We start from the raw sequence: 14,771 nt of genomic DNA, 5'->3' as shown, positions 1-14,771 counted from the left end.
AGGTCCACTTCCGTCCCGGGTGGTCAGCGGCGGGTGGGGTCCTGCCTCCTGGCGCGCATTCGCGCCGATGCTCGCGGCACCACCAGCGGGGTGCCCGTCTCCGGGTCGTCGATCACCTGACACTTCAACCCGTACACCTCCTCGACCAGTGGGGCGGTGATGACCTCTGCCGGGTTACCCTGGGCGACAATCGATCCAGCCTTCATCGCGATGATCTGGTCGGCGAACCGGCAGGCGTGATTCAGGTCGTGTAGCACCGCGACGATGGTGCGGCCTTGTTCGGCGTTCAGCTCGGCGAAGAGGTCGAGCAGCTCGATCTGGTGGGCGATGTCGAGGAACGTGGTGGGCTCGTCGAGCAGGATGAGCGGCGTCTGCTGGGCCAGCACCATTGCGATCCATACCCGTTGGCGCTGACCGCCCGACAGTTGGTCGACGGGGCGCCCGGCGATCGCGGTGACCCCCGTTGCCGCCATGGCGTCGGCGACGGCCCGCTGGTCGTCGCGGGTGAACTGCCGCAGCATCGTCTGGTGGGGGAAGCGCCCCCGGGTGACCAGGTCGGCCACCGTGATGCCCTCCGGGGCGATCGACGACTGCGGCAACAACCCCAGCTTCCTGGCGACGTCCTTCGTGCGGAGCCGGGTGATGTCGGATCCGTCGAGAATGACCTGTCCCGCTGAGGGACTCATCAATCGGGCGAGCCCACGCAGCAGGGTCGACTTGCCGCACGCGTTCGGACCGACGATCGCGGTCACCGCCCCGGCGGCGACGTCGACGGTCAGACCGTCGACGATCGCCGACCCGCCGTAGCCCAGGGACAGCTCGCGGGCACCCAGCCGCACTTCATGGGTCATTCCTCGCCCTTCCTATCGACGACGAGCCTGGACGACGAGCAGGTAGACGAGATACAGCCCACCGAGGGTCACCGTCACCGCGCCCACCGGCAGCTCGGCGGGCGCGAAGATCTTCAAGGCGATCAGGTCGCTACCCAACAGCAGGAAGGCACCCATCGCCGCGGCCGACGTGAGCCCGACGCCAGGGGCGCCGGTGAGGCGACGCGCCAGCTGCGGGGCCGCCAGGGCCACGAACGATATCGGTCCCGCCGCGGCCGCGGCCACCGCGATCAGCAGAACGCCAATGCCGAAGTAGGCCAGGCGCACCCGGCCGGGACGGACGCCGAGGGCGCCGGCCGCGTCGTCGCCCATCTGCAGAATCGGCAGCTGGGGTCCCACGACCATCAGCATGGCGATGGCGACCACCAGACCGCCCAGGACGGGAAACACTTGGGCCCACTCCAGGCCGTTGAGCGAGCCCTGCTGCCAGACCGACGCCGTGATTGCCTGGTGGAGCCGGATCTTCAGGATGATCCACTGGCAGACGGAGCTGAGCACCGCGCTGACGGCGATCCCGACGATGATCAGCCGGAAGCCGGCCAGCCCGTTCTTGTACGACAGCACGTAGACGACGACGGCCGTGAGGAGGCCGCCGACCACCGCGCTGGTCGACGTCGTGTAGTACCCACCGCCGAGCACCGCGATGGCGATCAGCGCACCCGTGTACGCGCCGAAGTCGAACCCGATCACGTCCGGGCTCCCCAGTGGGTTGCGGGTCAGCGCCTGAAAGATCGCCCCCGAGACGCCCAGGGCCGCACCGATCAACAACGCCAACAGGATTCGCGGCATCCGCCATTCGAGCACCAGCACGCTCGCAAACGACGTGTCCTGGCCGAGCAGGATGGCGAGCACCTGCCCGGGCGGCACGGGATACTGCCCGACCCCAAGCGCCAGCACGGCCATCACCAGGCATGCCACCCCGAGGACCGCCAGCACCGCCACGCTGCGCCACGCGGCCCGCAGCGCAAGGCCCGGCTCGCGACGGACGATCAACTGCCGGTGGCCGAAGTCGACGGTGTCGAGGGGGCTCACAGCGCCGCCACGTCCCTGCGGCGCACCAGCCAAATCAGGACCGGCGCGCCGACGAAGGCCGTGACGATTCCGGCCGGCAGCTCTCCGGGTGTCACGACCACCCGGCCGACGACGTCCGCGGCGAGCAACAACGCGGGCGCCACGAACACGGTGTAGGCACAGATCCACCGCCAGTCGGGACCGGTGAACCACCGCACCGCGTGCGGCACCATCAGCCCCACGAACCCGATGGGTCCGGCACCCGCGGTGGCGGCGCCGGCCAGCAGCGTGACGGCCAGCAGGCCGACCACCCGGGTACGAACGACGTTGCCGCCCATCGCAACGGCCAACTCGTCACCGAGGGCAACCGCGTTCAGGCCGCGACTGACGTAGAGGCACATCGCCGTCCCGAGCACGATGAACGGGGTGATCACGCCGACCACGGCCAACGTGTGGCCGTCCAGGGCGCCGGCGTCCCAGTACCGCATCGAGTCGAACGCCCGCGGGTTGCGCAGTCGGATGCCGTAGGAGATGCCCTCCATCACCGCGCCCGCGGCGACGCCGGCGAGCAGCATCCGCACCGGGGTGGCGACGGCGCGCCCGGTCATGCCGATCAGGTACACCAACGCCATCGCGACGAAGGCTCCGACGAACGCGAACCACACGTACGACCAGACGGATCGGAGCCCCAGGAAGGCGATCGCCGCGACGACGAACAGACCCGCACCGGAGTTGATGCCCAGAATCTGCGCGTCGGCCAACGGGTTTCGGGTCACTCCCTGGATCAGCGCACCGCTCAGGCCGAGCGCGACTCCGACGACGATGCCCAGCAGCGTGCGGGGGATGCGCAGCTCGTGCACGATCCATTGGTTGCCGGTGTCGGAGTAGTCGACGACGGCGTGCCATACCGTGGCCAGCCCGACGTTCTCGGTGCCGATCGCCAGACTCAGCAGACACGTCAGCGCCAGTACGGCGGCAGCGGCGACCAGGCCGAGCGCGTGGCGCCGGCCGCGCGTCGCACGGTCGGTGCCGGTTGCGGGGTCGAGCGCGGCGACGGCCAACGGCTAGAGCCCGACGCTCTCGAGGGCGAGGTCGAACTCCTCGGCGGCGATCTTGTCGCCCTTGCCGTCGGCGAGGGCCTTCTCGTAGACGGCGACCATCTCGTCGCTCACCTCCTCGAACTTGCGGTCCCAGGTCTCGGAGTCGAACCGCCAGTAGCCGACGATGTCGTATTGATCGGCACTCCAGCCGTGGTCGGCACGCAGATGCTTGCGTACCTCGCGGGTGGTCTGTGCCTCCCCGGCGAACCAGCAGTAACCACGCCCGTCGGCGTGAACGTGCTCGCGTACCAGCTCGGTGAGACGGCTTGCGGCGTAACCGTTGCCAGTGCCAATCGTCGTGACCACCGGGACGCCCGGCGGTACCGCCACGTAGGCGAGGTCTGAGTCGTCGGCGACCTCGACGATGACCGAGGCGTGGGTGCCGTCGGGCAGCTCGTCGAGGATGCGGGCCAGGGCGGGCAGTCCCGACAGATCCGCGATCAGCAGCTGCCAGGCGCTGGTGGCCTCGGGCCGGTACCAGCTGCGGGCATGGTCCAGCACCAAGCGGTCGCCGACCGTCGCACGCCGCGCCCAGCCGCTGGCGAGGCCGCGCTCGTGCAAGACGAAGTCCAACGTCAGCTGGTTCCCACCCGGACCGCGGTGGCGGACGGTGTAGTTGCGCCCCTCCTGGTCGTCGGGAACGTAGACACCGACGGCCTCGTCACCCGCTCCGGGCAGGTTCAGCTGGGCCAACCGCGGAACATCGACGACCACGCGCCGCATCCGCGGTCCGGCGTCGACCACCTCGGCGACGAAAGCCTCCACCACATCCACGTAGTGCAGGCTAACCTAATCAGCGGCGGGCTCGCGACCTGCTCCTGCGGTTTACCGCACCACCGTGTTCGGGTACGCCCCGTCAATGGTCAAAGCATTTGGATACCGCAGCAATGGTGGACCCGAGGTCCAAGAATTCCTCGACGTCGACGTGCCCACGCCGATGCCGGGCGAGTTGCTGGTCGAAGTGCGAGCCGCTGGAGTCAACCCCGTCGACTGGAAGATCCGCTCCGGTATGTTCGGCAATGCGAGCGAGGGCGACCTGCCCGCGGTTCTGGGCAGCGAGGTCTCCGGTGTGGTGCGCGGGGTCGGCAAGGACGTCGACGGCTTTGCCGAGAACGACGAGGTCTTCGGTAGCGTCGCACCCGGCTCGGGAGCCTTCGCCGAGTACACCCTGGTGACCGCCGGCGCCGCGGCACGCAAACCGCCGCAGGTGTCCTTCAACGACGCCGCGACCCTGCCCGTCGCCGCAGCCACCGCCTACGACGGCGTGACGCAACTCGGCCTGAAGGAGGGCCAGACGCTGCTCATCAACGGCGTCGGCGGGGGCGTCGGGGTGGCAGCCGCCCAGATCGCCCGGGATCTCGGTCTCAACGTGATCGGCACCGGTAGCGAGGACAAGCGCGCCATGGTGGAAACCCTTGGCGCCACCCTGGTGCCGTCGGGTGACGGCGTCGCCGACCGGATCCGGCAGATCCTGCCCGACGGCGTCGACGGCATCTTCGACCTGGCCGGCGGCGACGCGCTGCGAGCCGTGGCCGAACTCGTCTCGGACAGAACGAAACTCATCAGCGCAGGCGACTTCTCCGTCGGCGAACTCGGCGGTCACCCGATCGAACGAGACCGCACCAGCCGTGTCCTCGAGATCGTCGCCGGGCTCGTCGCCGACGGCAAGCTCGACCCGCACGTCGAGGACGTGCGGCCACTCGACGAGGCCGCCGACGCGGTCGCCGCGGTCGAGATCGGCCACGCCCGAGGCAAAGTGGTCATCGCGGTCAGCTGACCAGACCGACCTCACCTACCCCTGACCCAGGAGCCTTCATCACCACACGGACCGTTCTGATCAGCGGAGCTGGCATCGCAGGACCGGTTCTTGCCTACTGGCTCAAGCGGTACGACTTCTCGCCGACGATCGTCGAACGCGCACCGGAGCTGCGCGACAGCGGCCAGAACGTCGACGTTCGCGGCATCGGCCGAGAAGTTCTGCGCCGCATGGGCCTTGAGGACCGGGTGCGCGCCTCGGGCACCGGCGAGGTCGGATTGCGCTTCATCGACGACCACGGCCGGTCGCTGGGCGAGTTTCCCGTCGGCGACTCCGCCACCGGCGACGGCCCGACGGCCGAGCTGGAGATCCTGCGCAGCCAGCTGTCGCGGCTGCTCGTCGACGAGGCCGGCGAGCTGGAGTTCCTGTTCGGTGAGCGCATCGTGTCGGTCGCGCAGGACGAGAGTGGTTTCGACGTCACCTTCGCCGGGGCCAACACCCGCCGCTTCGACCTCCTGATCGTGGCCGAGGGCATCCGCTCGACGACCCGCAATGCCGTCTTCGGTGCCGAGCCGGACTACCGCGACCTCGGTTTCTACACCGCCTACTGCACCGTCCCCAAGATCACCGACGACGACCAGTGGTGGCGGTGGTACACCACGACCGGGGGCCGCTCGGTTCAGCTGCGGCCCGACAACGTCGGGTCCACCCGTGCGTCCCTCAACTTCTTCAGTCGCCCAACGGGTTTGGACTATCAGAGCCGCGAGGATCAAGTCCTGGCGCTGCGGGAGGTGTTCGCCGACGTCGGCTACGCGGCACCGCGCGTCCTGGACGCCCTCTCCGACGATCCGTCGAGCTTGTATCTCGACAGGATCGCCCAGGTGCGACTGCCGTCGTGGTCCGCGGGTCGGGTGGCGGTGGTGGGCGACGCCGCCTACTGCGCCACCCCGGTCAGCGGGATGGGCACCAGCCTTGCCCTCGCCGGTGCCTACCTTCTGGCGGGAGCACTCGGCGCCACGGATGACCACGCCGAGGCCTTCGCGTCCTACGAGCGCCACATGCGGCCGTTCGTCGACGAAGCGCAGAAGCTGCCGCCGGGGGTGCCGAGGATCGCCAACCCGACCAGCCGACTTGGCGTTGGCGTGTTCCGCACCGCCGTGAGAGTCGCCGCCAGTGCGCCCGCTCGGGCGCTGACGTCGCGGCTGACGGCGTCGTCGCCGGACCGTGCCCCCGTGTTGCCGGACTACCAGCCGACCTGACCCACTACGCCCGAGCGTGTCTGCTCACAGCGCGAGCGTGCGTGTCTGCACCCGACACCCCGAGCGAAGATCCCACTTTGCGCACGCTCACAGAGGCGTGAAAACCCTTGTGTCACATCCGTTTCAGGGTGACTGTTTTGTCGGTGGCTGGTACTAGTGTTCGGGTATGAGTTCGGATCGGGTGGTCGCAGCTGTGGGGTCGCTGGTGTCCGCCGTCGCCGAACTCGCCGACCTCGACTGTGACCAGTTCACCCACCTCGAGTTGGTGGAGTTGCTGGGTGAACTGGAAACCACGACCTGGCAGCTGCCGACGGTGGGGCATCGGGTGATCGCCCGCCTGCAACGCGAAGCCTCCCCGGTCGAGTTGGGCGCGAAGTCGTTGGGGTCGGTGCTGACGCAGCGGTTGCGGATCTCGGGCAAGGAGGTCCGCCGCCGGCTGTCCGAGGCCGAGGATCTCGGGCCGCGGACGGCGTTCAACGGGCAGCCGCTGAACCCGAAGCTGGCCCCCACCGCCACCGCACAGCAAGAGGGCGCGATCGGACCCGAGCACGTCATAGAGATCCGGTCGTTTCTGGGCAAGCTGCCGACGTGGGTGGACCCCGAGGTTCGGGAGCTCTCGGAGAAGACCTTGGTGGTCGTCGGGTCCGGCACCGGGCCTGAGGAGGTGAAGAAGGTCGCCGACAAGCTGGCCGCCGCGATCGACCAGGACGGACCCGAACCCGACGACCGGGACCGGGCGCGGAAACGATCGGTGACGATCGGTCCACAGCAAGCCGACGGGATGAGCCGCATCACCGGACTGCTCGACCCCGAAGCCCGCGCGGTGATCGAACCGATCCTCGCGAAGTACGCCGCACCCGGCATGTGCAACCCCGACGACCGTGAACCCCGAATCTCGGGCACACCGTCACAGGAGCAGATCGACGCCGATGGCCGCAGCGTCGGGCAACGCAACCACGACGCGCTCATCGCCATCGGCCGGTCTGTCCTGTCCTCCGGGGAACTCGGCCAGCACAACGGGTTGCCCGTCACGGTGATCGTGACCACCACCCTGCAGGACCTGGAAGCCGCCCGCGGCAGTGGTGTCACCGGTGGTGGGTCCCTGTTGCCGATGGCCGACCTGATTCGGATGGCCGCCCACGCCCACCACTACTTGGCGGTGTTCGACAAACATACGAACGAAGCCCTCTACCTCGGCCGGACCAAACGCCTTGCCTCAGCCGCCCAACGGATCGTGCTGCATGCGCGGGACCGTGGGTGCACCAAACCCGGCTGCACGGTGCCTGGGTACGGGGCTCAGGTGCACCACACGACCGGGTGGGCCAAGAACGGCCACACCAACGTCGACGACGTGGTCCTGGCCTGCGGCCCGGACAACCGACTCGCCGAACACGGCTGGACCGTCCAACTCAGAGACGGCGCGGTGGAGTGGATCCCACCCCCGCAACTCGACGTCGGCCAAGCCCGAATCAACTACCTCCACCACCCCGAACGACTCCTCGGCCCGGGGGACGACGAGAGCGCGGCGTAACCCCGTGGTGCCCAAAAGCGCTCGGCTCTACAGCGAGAAGTGGTCGTCGATGATGCCCAGCCACACCTGCGCCGAGTCGATCGCGACCTTCTCGCTGATGAATGCGTGCTGGGTTCCGGTGTAGACGTCGCGGAACGCCCGCTCGAGCCTGCTGCCCTCGCGGATCGAACTGGTGCCCGCCGCCAGGTGTGCCCACTGGGCACACTCCCGTGCGACGTCGGTCGCGTAAACGGCCGCGACCCGCATGTCGACTCGCAGCGTCGGGGTCAGATCCTCCCCCGCGGCGACCGCCGTCTCGGCGGTGGAGAAGGCGTCGAGCACCAGGAGGCGGGCGGCCCGCCACGCGGCGACGTGATGCGCCAGGTCCTTCTGAAAGGTGGGCCGGCTCGCGAGCGACGCCATGTCGCTCATGCGGTACTTGGCGGCCGCCAACTCCGTGACGTCGTCGAGCATGCTCTTGGCGACGCCGAGCGCCCACGCGGCGTGGCCGGCTGCGGTCACCGGCATCATGCCCATCCGCCCGGCCGGGGACGTCCCGCGCAACGGCACCGTGGTGAACAGCCGGAACGTCCGGTGTTCCGGCACGAAGACGTCGGCCACCTCGTAGTCGTAGGACCCGGTTCCCTTGAGCCCCTGCACGTTCCACCCGTCGGTGAAGGTCACCTCGGCGCGTGGCAGCACGGCGATCATCAGCTCTGGAATGCCCTCGCTGATCCAGCGCATCTCGCCGGCGTCCATCGGGAGGAAGCCGGCGGCGACGTACTCCGCATGCCCGGTGCCCGACCCGAAGTTCCACGACCCGGTCAGCCGGTAGCCACCGTCGACCACGACACCCTGGCCGTTGGGCGCGAACTGTCCGCCCATCGTGACGCGATTGTCGTGGTCGGTGAACACCTCCGCGAAGCCCCGGTCGGGCAGGTACGACGCCGCGGCAAACGACGACGGCAAGTTCGCGATCCCGGTCCACCCGAACGAGCCGTCCTGCCAAGCCATTTCGATCCAGGTCTCGATCATCTCGGCGAACGAGGGCTCGACGCCGCCGGCCGGCACCGGGTTGAACGCCGTCATCAGACCGCTCGCCCACATGGCGTCGACGACCGGGGCCGACATGGTGCGCAGGCGCTCCGACTCGGCTGCCTCGCCTCGCACCAGGTCGCGCAGCCCGCGCGCCGTCGCCACCAGGTCGTCCACCTGCATCTGCATCGTCATGTCGGCACGCTACCGCCGCCGGAGGGGATGGTTGACAGTTTCGGAGAACTGTTCACCGGTCAGGCCGGGGCGGCCACCATGCCGCGATGGAGGACCCGTTCGCCGACCACGCCGTGGTGGTCTGCCTTGTGCAGCACACACCGGTTGTCCCACATCACGACGTCGCCGGGCGACCAGGCGTGCCGGTAGACGTTGTCCTCGCGCGTCGAATGCTCGAACAGGTACGCCACGGTGGCCGCCGCGTCCTGCGGCGACATCCCGCTCACCTCCGCACATCGCTCGGGCGTCGACAGGTACAGCGCGGTCCGACCCGACACCGGGTGCACCAGAAAGATCGGGTGCGTCGCCGCGGACTCCTGCCGTCCGTCGGGGGTCACCCCGGTGACGACGTGTGTGATCGCGCGCCCGTCGAGGAACTCGCGGATGTGACGGGGCAGCGTCTCGTAGGCCGCGTACTGGTTGGTGAACAGGGTTTGCCCGCCCCGTTCGGGCACGGAGACCGCGCGCAGTGCCGTGTAGGCCGGCGGGTTCGAGATGTAGCTGGTGTCGGTGTGGAAGTTCGACCTGGGCGGACGGGTCCGACCGACGTTGGTGACGACGTTGAGCTCCGGTCGGCCGGGCACGGGTGTCTCCCCAACGGTGAACACCGTCTCGCCGAACCTGCGGACGAAGCGCAGGAAGACCTCGTCGTCGACGTCTTGCCCGGGGATGACGGCCACACCATGGGTTGCCAAAGCGGTTCGCAGATCGTCGATCTCACCGTCGTCGAGTTCGTCGACCCTCGCGTCGGAGACCCTGACACCCACAGGTGTCAGCGGGCTGTACGTAGGCATGGCGACCCCTCGTCGTCGAGTTCGGTGAGTGCGGTCGCGAACAGTGTCGCGACGTCGACGCCCGCGGCGGCCGCCATCACGGCGATCACGCTCGTCGGAGCGTACGAGCAGTAGGGCCCGGCCTCCAGGAACCACGGGGTGCCGTCCGGGTCGATCCGGAAGTCGAACAGGCTGTAGTGCCGGCATCCCAGTGCGACGTGGCATTGCCGCGCCGCGGCCCACACGCGTTCGGTGACCGGGTCGTCCTCCGGCACGATCCAGGCTCGGGACGGGTCCTTGGCGACCAGGTAGAGATCGCCGTCGGCGGTGCGGTCGAGTTTGTCGTCGCCCAACCGGACCGGCTTGGCGTCGCTGACCGCGTACTCCTCCAGGGGGAGGCAGACCAATTCACCGTTGCGGACGACGATGCCGCACCGCACTTCTCGACCGAGTTCGACGTAGGACTCGACCAGCGCGGCACGACCGCGGGAACACGCGAGGTCGACCGCGGCGTCCAGCTCACCGGCCCTTCGGACCAGCGTCACCCCCGCCGAGTTGTCGGCGTCGACCGGCTTCACCACCACGGGTAACGGCAGCGACGACGATTCCCCGGCGGCCAGCACCTCGCCCGTGGGCACGGCGACCCCAGCGGCGGCGACGATCGCCCGCGCCTTGGCCTTGTCGGCGGCGATCGCCATCACCTCCGGCGGGTTGCCGACGTACGGGATGCCGAGTACGTCGAACAGCGCCCGGTAGGCGGTCATGCCTGGGAGACAGAACATCTGGGGCACGACCACGTCGACGCCCGCGGTCTGCAGGTGACCGACGGCCTCGGCGAGCGTCATCGGGTCGGCCGCGGCCAGAGAGTCGGCGTCGAGGCCAGTGGGGAAGCGCCAGAATCCATCCGGCGACACGTAGGCCACCCGCATCTCGTATCGATCGTCCCCCGCGAGCGCCTCGATGCACGCGCCCGCATACAGCCGGGACAGATCGGCGAGGAAGTCGTCGACCGCGGAACCGACGAGCTGCAGGACCGTGCGCCTCATTCAGTCGCCCCCGGGTTCGACGAGCTTGCCGATGTTGAAGTCGATCCGGCTCCAGCCGCGCCGGGCCCGGAGGTTGGCCACCAGCAGCGACGGGATCTGCAGATGGTGAACAGCGAGGAACGGCAGCGGATCCCACCACGCAAAGATGGCATCGGTGCCGCTGCGGATGGTCGCGAGCCGGGCCACCCGGTTGGGCTGGGTCAGCAGCCGCCAGATCTCGTGGTAGATCCAGTAGGTGGGCCGAGCACCGGGTCGCGGCGTGATGACGGGGTGACCCTGGTCGAGGTAGGCCGAGGCGACCTGGGGATGGTCGTAGAACATCGTGATGGCCGAGTGCGTGCGAGGGTTGCACTCGATCGCGTAGGCATGCCCGTCGGCCGCCTCGATGAAGTCGAAGGAGGCCTGACCCGTCAGGCCAAGGGCCCCCACGAATTCTTCTACCCACGAACGGATCTCGGGCTTCTCGACGTGTGCGTAGTTGATCTGGAACGCCGACGACTCGCAGCAGCCGTACACCTGCAGCCGACCGTCACGGACGGTGCCGTGCGTGCAGTACTCCTGGCCCTCGACGAATTCCTGGAGGATCCACGGGTCGTCGGCGGAGATGGGCAGCGAACGCGCGAAGGCCGCGTTGCGCTCGGGTGTCCGCGCCGACAGCGGCGTCAGGTCCATCCGGCCGACGGGGTTGTAGGCGATGCGCTTCAGGATGTAGGTGCGCCCGGGCGGGAACTCGAAGTCCACCACCTGCTGAGGATCGGTGATGCGCCGGAAGTCCGGTACCCGCAAGCCGAGTGACGCAGCGGTGCTGGAGAATTCGGTCTTGTCGTCGAGCGTGCGGACGGTGGCGGAGTCGACGTGCACGACGTCGCAGAAGTGGCGAACCAGCTCGCCGGCGCGCGCGTCGTGGACGCTGCCGGCGGGACTGGACACGGGCACGAAGACGTCGGCGCGTTCGACGACGGCGACGTCCCGCAAGGCCTCTGCGTATCCGGGCGCGGTAGGTTCGGGCACGCAATGGAACGCGTCGACGGCGCGGGAGAATCGGTGCCCGGTGAACCGGTACTTCGCCGACTCGACGAGCACCACCCGATGTCCGGCCGAGTGAAACGACCTCGCCAGTTGCAGCGCCTTGGTCATCCTGCCGCCGCTGATGAGTACCGTCCGCCGCGGCCCGTCGGCACTGTGCGCCAACGGGTCTCGTCGTCGCATGGCCAGGGCCACCGCGGTCAGCGCGAGGTCGACGGGCAACGTGAGCAGCAGTGCGCCGAAGGCGGCCACGGTCTTGCCGACGTTGGCCGACCTCAGGCTCGCCGACGCCGAGTCCGTGCCCGGCGTTCCCGCGTCCAGCAGCGACGTCACGGCGTCCGCCGGATGAGGGTCAGTCCGTCCCTCAGCGGTATCAACACCTGCTCGACCCGCGAATCGTAGGTGAGGGCGGCGTTGAAGCTCGCGATGGCCGCCCCGTTGACCGTGAGGTCCGTGTCGCCGTAGGGCTGGCCCTGCATCAACGTGTTGTCGACGGCGATGACGGCCCGCGGTGAGAGCGGGTCGCCGGCCAGGAGGAACTCCACGTAGTCGAGATACCCCGACTTGTCGGCGTCGACGAACACGAAGTCGAAGCGCGGCGTCGGCGACTGGGCAGCCAGCCGTCGCAGCGAGTCGATCGCCGGCCCGACCTCGACGGTGATCTTGTGACCCGCCGGTGACCGGTCGAAGCACTCCTGGGCGAATCGTGCGACGTCGGAGTCGATTTCGCAGGCGACCACGACACCGTCGTCGGGCAACGCCTCGGCCATCGCCAGCGCCGAGTACCCGGTGAACATGCCGATCTCCAGCACCCTCCTGGCGTCGGCGAGGTGCAGGAGGAACTTCAGCACCTGCCCCTCCACGTGGCCGGAGAGCATCTCCTGCTCCAGCCGGCCGCCACCGGCGTCCGGCGCGGCCCAGTCGGTGCCGCGGGTCCGACGGGCCAATTCAGTCAGCGCCGGTGACTCCGGGGTGGTGCACTGGTCCAGGTACGGGTCCAGCCCTGCCGCCAGGTCACGAGCCCGCTGCAACCGGTCCAGCACCGCAGCGTCGACCCCGCCGGCCGCGGCGAGCTGACGGCACACGTCGCCGAGCTCTTGGGCCAGGATCGTCGACGGCGTCACCGGCCGAGCCGTCGACGCGGCGTTGTCGTCAAGCACCGCAGCGTCGTTCACGACTCGTCACGCGGGTCGGCCAGGGTGAACACGTCGACGCCCTCGCCGCCTCGCGGGTAGTCGAGGCAGATCTTCTTGTGCAGCGTCAACGCGTCGGCGAGTTCGGCAACGGTGAGGTCGTTGAGGAAGCTGCACCGACCGATCGGGGTGGGAATCGCCGCTCGCAGCAGACCGTCGCGGGTCTTGAGGATCGACGCCGTCGCCTGCTCCAGGAGCTCGGGGGTCAGGTACTTGCTATCCAGCGACAACCCGAGCCCGCTCATCACACCCAGCACCCGGTCCCGGTCCTCGACCGACAGGTGGCCGCGCTGCTCGGCGAGTGTCGTCGACAGGGCCATGTCGACGTTGATGGCGTGCCCGTGGAAGAACGGCACCGGCGGGGTGAGTTCCAGTGTCGGACTCCAGGTGTGACCGAAGGCGATCACACGGTCGAGGTCGATCTCGTGGAGGTTGGGGGCCTCGAGTTCGAGCATCGTGGCGATGGCCTGGTGGGTCACTCGGTCGGCGGCCTCGCGCAATTCGGCGGTGCCGTCGAGGTACCCGAACCGGGTGGCGAGCAGTTCGGGGCCGTACGTCTCCAACAGGCCGAATATCTCGGCGTTGCCGACGACGGCGATCTTGATCAGCTCCGCCATGCCGTTGCGAACCTGGTCCTCCGGCAGGGTCTTCAGGAACGAGAAGTCCAGCAACACCTTTTGGGACGCGTGGTAGGCGCCCAGGCGGTTCTTGTGCTTGCCGTAGTTGACGGCCACCTTGATCGACACACTGGCGTCGATGAGCCCGATCAGCGTGGTCGGAATACGGATGTACGGGGTGTTGCGCCGGTAGCTCGCACAGGCGAATCCGGCCACGTCGGTGGTCAGCCCGCCCCCGACGACCAGGACGGGTTCGGTTCGGACGAGCCCGAATTCGTCGAAGCGACCGACGATCATCTCGAAGGTCTCCAGCGACTTGGCCGTCTCGCGGATCTGCACGGGGACGACCGTCAACGCGATGCCGTAGTGGTCGAAGTACGTCTGAATCGCGTCACCGTAGATCTCGTGCACCGACTCGTCGACGACCATCAATGCGCGGCCGTACTGACGATAGCTGTCTGCCAGCTCCGGATTGTCGACGGCGAATACGCCGTCGACGTAGACCAGGTCGTACTCGATCTTCTCGTAGCCCTTGACGTGAAAGGTCCGGTCGCTCACCGTCACCGTGGCTTGCATGTTGCTCATCGTGTTCCTCCGTGTCGAGGGGTGGACGGGATCGGGATGTGGCTCAGGACCGCGAATCCGGGGCGGTCAGCCCGAAGATCTTCGTGGCGTCCAGGGAGTCGACGGTCTCGTCGGCGGCGCTGAAGTCCCCGCCCGCGGTGTTCTCGTTCGGGAAGGCGATGCACGTGATGCCCGCCGCGGTCGCCGCGCTGACTCCGCCGACGTTGTCCTCGATCGCGACGGCGTTACCCGCGTCGGCACCGAGGGTCTTGAGGGCGAGCTCGTAGACCTCCGGGTTCGGCTTGGGGCTGGACACCGAGTCCCGGTTGACGATCAGGTCGAACATCTCGGCGCTGATGTGCGGTTGCAGGGCCGCCAGCAGCGCGTCGATGTTGCCCTGCGAGGTCGTGGTGACGAACCCGATCTCGTGTCCGCCGCGCTTGGCTTCCTCGACCACGTCGACCACGCCGGGCCGCGGCGAGACCGACGACGAGCCGAGGAGGTTCTGGAAGATCTCCGACTTCTTGGCGTGTACCGCCGCGGCGTCCACGTCGAGCCCGCGAGAGGCCGCGTACTGCGCGATGCGGTCCGCGCCGCCATTGGAGCCCAACATCGAGGCGTAGTCGTCGCGCGACCACTCCCAGTCCAGGCCGTAGGCCTCGAAGGCGTCGTTGAACGCCCGACGCTGGAGCTCTGAGGTGTCGGCGAGGGTACTGATGGAGCCGAAGAGGATCGTTGACATGGGCTTCCCTTTACC

At 68.7% G+C, this 14,771-nt stretch carries 14 protein-coding genes; 3 read left to right on the top strand and 11 right to left on the bottom strand.

Translation table 11 applies throughout. The features are described 5' to 3' along the window. Positions 1-23 precede the first annotated feature (23 nt). The 4 genes from H7J06_RS21230 to H7J06_RS21215 are packed head-to-tail and all read right to left on the bottom strand — an operon-like array spanning position 24 to position 3,724. Positions 24-851, bottom strand: coding sequence for an ABC transporter ATP-binding protein (locus H7J06_RS21230; RefSeq protein WP_264041080.1), 828 nt, complete (start codon positions 849-851; stop codon positions 24-26). Positions 852-863: 12 nt separating this feature from the next. Then, positions 864-1,922, bottom strand: a complete 1,059-nt coding sequence (locus H7J06_RS21225) for a FecCD family ABC transporter permease (RefSeq protein WP_264041078.1) — start codon at positions 1,920-1,922, stop codon at positions 864-866. Then, a complete protein-coding gene (locus tag H7J06_RS21220) occupies positions 1,919-2,962 on the bottom strand; it encodes a FecCD family ABC transporter permease (protein ID WP_264041076.1) in 1,044 nt (347 codons plus the stop codon). The genes H7J06_RS21225 and H7J06_RS21220 overlap by 4 nt, the downstream gene beginning before the upstream one ends. Positions 2,963-2,965: 3 nt before the next feature. Continuing rightward, complete coding sequence (locus H7J06_RS21215) at positions 2,966-3,724, bottom strand: siderophore-interacting protein (protein WP_264041148.1); 759 nt, start codon at positions 3,722-3,724, stop codon at positions 2,966-2,968. Between the two features lie 136 nt (positions 3,725-3,860). Between H7J06_RS21215 and H7J06_RS21210 the strand changes: the two genes are divergently transcribed. The 3 genes from H7J06_RS21210 (at position 3,861) to H7J06_RS21200 (ending at position 7,547) form a co-directional block, all read left to right on the top strand. Next, the gene (locus tag H7J06_RS21210; RefSeq protein WP_264041074.1) at positions 3,861-4,778 is read left to right on the top strand and encodes an NADP-dependent oxidoreductase; all 918 of its coding nucleotides are present in this window, start codon (positions 3,861-3,863) and stop codon (positions 4,776-4,778) included. Further along, positions 4,775-6,016, top strand: coding sequence for an FAD-dependent monooxygenase (locus H7J06_RS21205; RefSeq protein ID WP_308205813.1), 1,242 nt, complete (start codon positions 4,775-4,777; stop codon positions 6,014-6,016). The genes H7J06_RS21210 and H7J06_RS21205 overlap by 4 nt, the downstream gene beginning before the upstream one ends. Before the next feature lie 166 nt (positions 6,017-6,182). Then, on the top strand, positions 6,183-7,547 hold the full coding sequence (locus H7J06_RS21200; protein ID WP_264041073.1) for an HNH endonuclease signature motif containing protein: 1,365 nt from the start codon (positions 6,183-6,185) through the stop codon (positions 7,545-7,547). A 27-nt stretch (positions 7,548-7,574) separates the two neighbouring features. On the opposite strand, the gene H7J06_RS21195 is transcribed toward H7J06_RS21200, so the two are convergent. From H7J06_RS21195 to H7J06_RS21165, 7 genes are read right to left on the bottom strand one after another with little or no spacing between them, the layout of a single operon-like run. Then, positions 7,575-8,756 (bottom strand): acyl-CoA dehydrogenase family protein, encoded by a 1,182-nt coding sequence (locus H7J06_RS21195; RefSeq protein ID WP_372515373.1) that lies wholly within the window; start codon positions 8,754-8,756, stop codon positions 7,575-7,577. Between the two features lie 59 nt (positions 8,757-8,815). Then, entirely contained in the window at positions 8,816-9,589 is a 774-nt protein-coding gene (locus tag H7J06_RS21190) for a TauD/TfdA dioxygenase family protein (protein ID WP_264041072.1), read from the bottom strand. Next, complete coding sequence (locus H7J06_RS21185; RefSeq protein ID WP_264041071.1) at positions 9,568-10,614, bottom strand: D-alanine--D-alanine ligase family protein; 1,047 nt, start codon at positions 10,612-10,614, stop codon at positions 9,568-9,570. Before H7J06_RS21185 ends, H7J06_RS21190 begins: the two co-directional genes overlap by 22 nt. Further along, positions 10,615-11,973 (bottom strand): ATP-grasp domain-containing protein, encoded by a 1,359-nt coding sequence (locus tag H7J06_RS21180; protein ID WP_264041070.1) that lies wholly within the window; start codon positions 11,971-11,973, stop codon positions 10,615-10,617. Then, a complete protein-coding gene (locus tag H7J06_RS21175; protein WP_264041069.1) occupies positions 11,970-12,815 on the bottom strand; it encodes an O-methyltransferase in 846 nt (281 codons plus the stop codon). Before H7J06_RS21175 ends, H7J06_RS21180 begins: the two co-directional genes overlap by 4 nt. After that, positions 12,812-14,035 carry a sedoheptulose 7-phosphate cyclase gene (locus H7J06_RS21170; RefSeq protein ID WP_264041068.1) on the bottom strand — a complete coding sequence of 408 codons (1,224 nt, stop codon included), beginning with the start codon at positions 14,033-14,035 and terminating at the stop codon, positions 12,812-12,814. The genes H7J06_RS21175 and H7J06_RS21170 overlap by 4 nt, the downstream gene beginning before the upstream one ends. A 43-nt stretch (positions 14,036-14,078) precedes the next feature. Next, complete coding sequence (locus H7J06_RS21165; protein WP_264041067.1) at positions 14,079-14,756, bottom strand: HAD family hydrolase; 678 nt, start codon at positions 14,754-14,756, stop codon at positions 14,079-14,081. Positions 14,757-14,771 lie beyond the last annotated feature (15 nt).

The organism is Mycolicibacterium hodleri, assembly GCF_025822245.1.
GTDB lineage: Bacteria > Actinomycetota > Actinomycetes > Mycobacteriales > Mycobacteriaceae > Mycobacterium > Mycobacterium hodleri.
Note: the sequence above shows the minus strand (reverse complement) of the source record. Positions and strands in the feature narration are given on the sequence as shown.

Bases quoted from the DNA above. Each gene is read 5' to 3' on its own strand.
- H7J06_RS21200 (WP_264041073.1), top strand. From the start codon at position 6,183: ATGAGTTCGGATCGGGTGGTCGCAGCTGTGGGGTCGCTGGTGTCCGCC.
- H7J06_RS21215 (WP_264041148.1), bottom strand. From the start codon at position 3,724: ATGCGGCGCGTGGTCGTCGATGTTCCGCGGTTGGCCCAGCTGAACCTG.
- H7J06_RS21185 (WP_264041071.1), bottom strand. From the start codon at position 10,614: ATGAGGCGCACGGTCCTGCAGCTCGTCGGTTCCGCGGTCGACGACTTC.
- H7J06_RS21230 (WP_264041080.1), bottom strand. From the start codon at position 851: ATGACCCATGAAGTGCGGCTGGGTGCCCGCGAGCTGTCCCTGGGCTAC.
- H7J06_RS21195 (WP_372515373.1), bottom strand. From the start codon at position 8,756: ATGACGATGCAGATGCAGGTGGACGACCTGGTGGCGACGGCGCGCGGG.
- H7J06_RS21165 (WP_264041067.1), bottom strand. From the start codon at position 14,756: ATGTCAACGATCCTCTTCGGCTCCATCAGTACCCTCGCCGACACCTCA.
- H7J06_RS21190 (WP_264041072.1), bottom strand. From the start codon at position 9,589: ATGCCTACGTACAGCCCGCTGACACCTGTGGGTGTCAGGGTCTCCGAC.
- H7J06_RS21210 (WP_264041074.1), top strand. From the start codon at position 3,861: ATGGTCAAAGCATTTGGATACCGCAGCAATGGTGGACCCGAGGTCCAA.
- H7J06_RS21170 (WP_264041068.1), bottom strand. From the start codon at position 14,035: ATGAGCAACATGCAAGCCACGGTGACGGTGAGCGACCGGACCTTTCAC.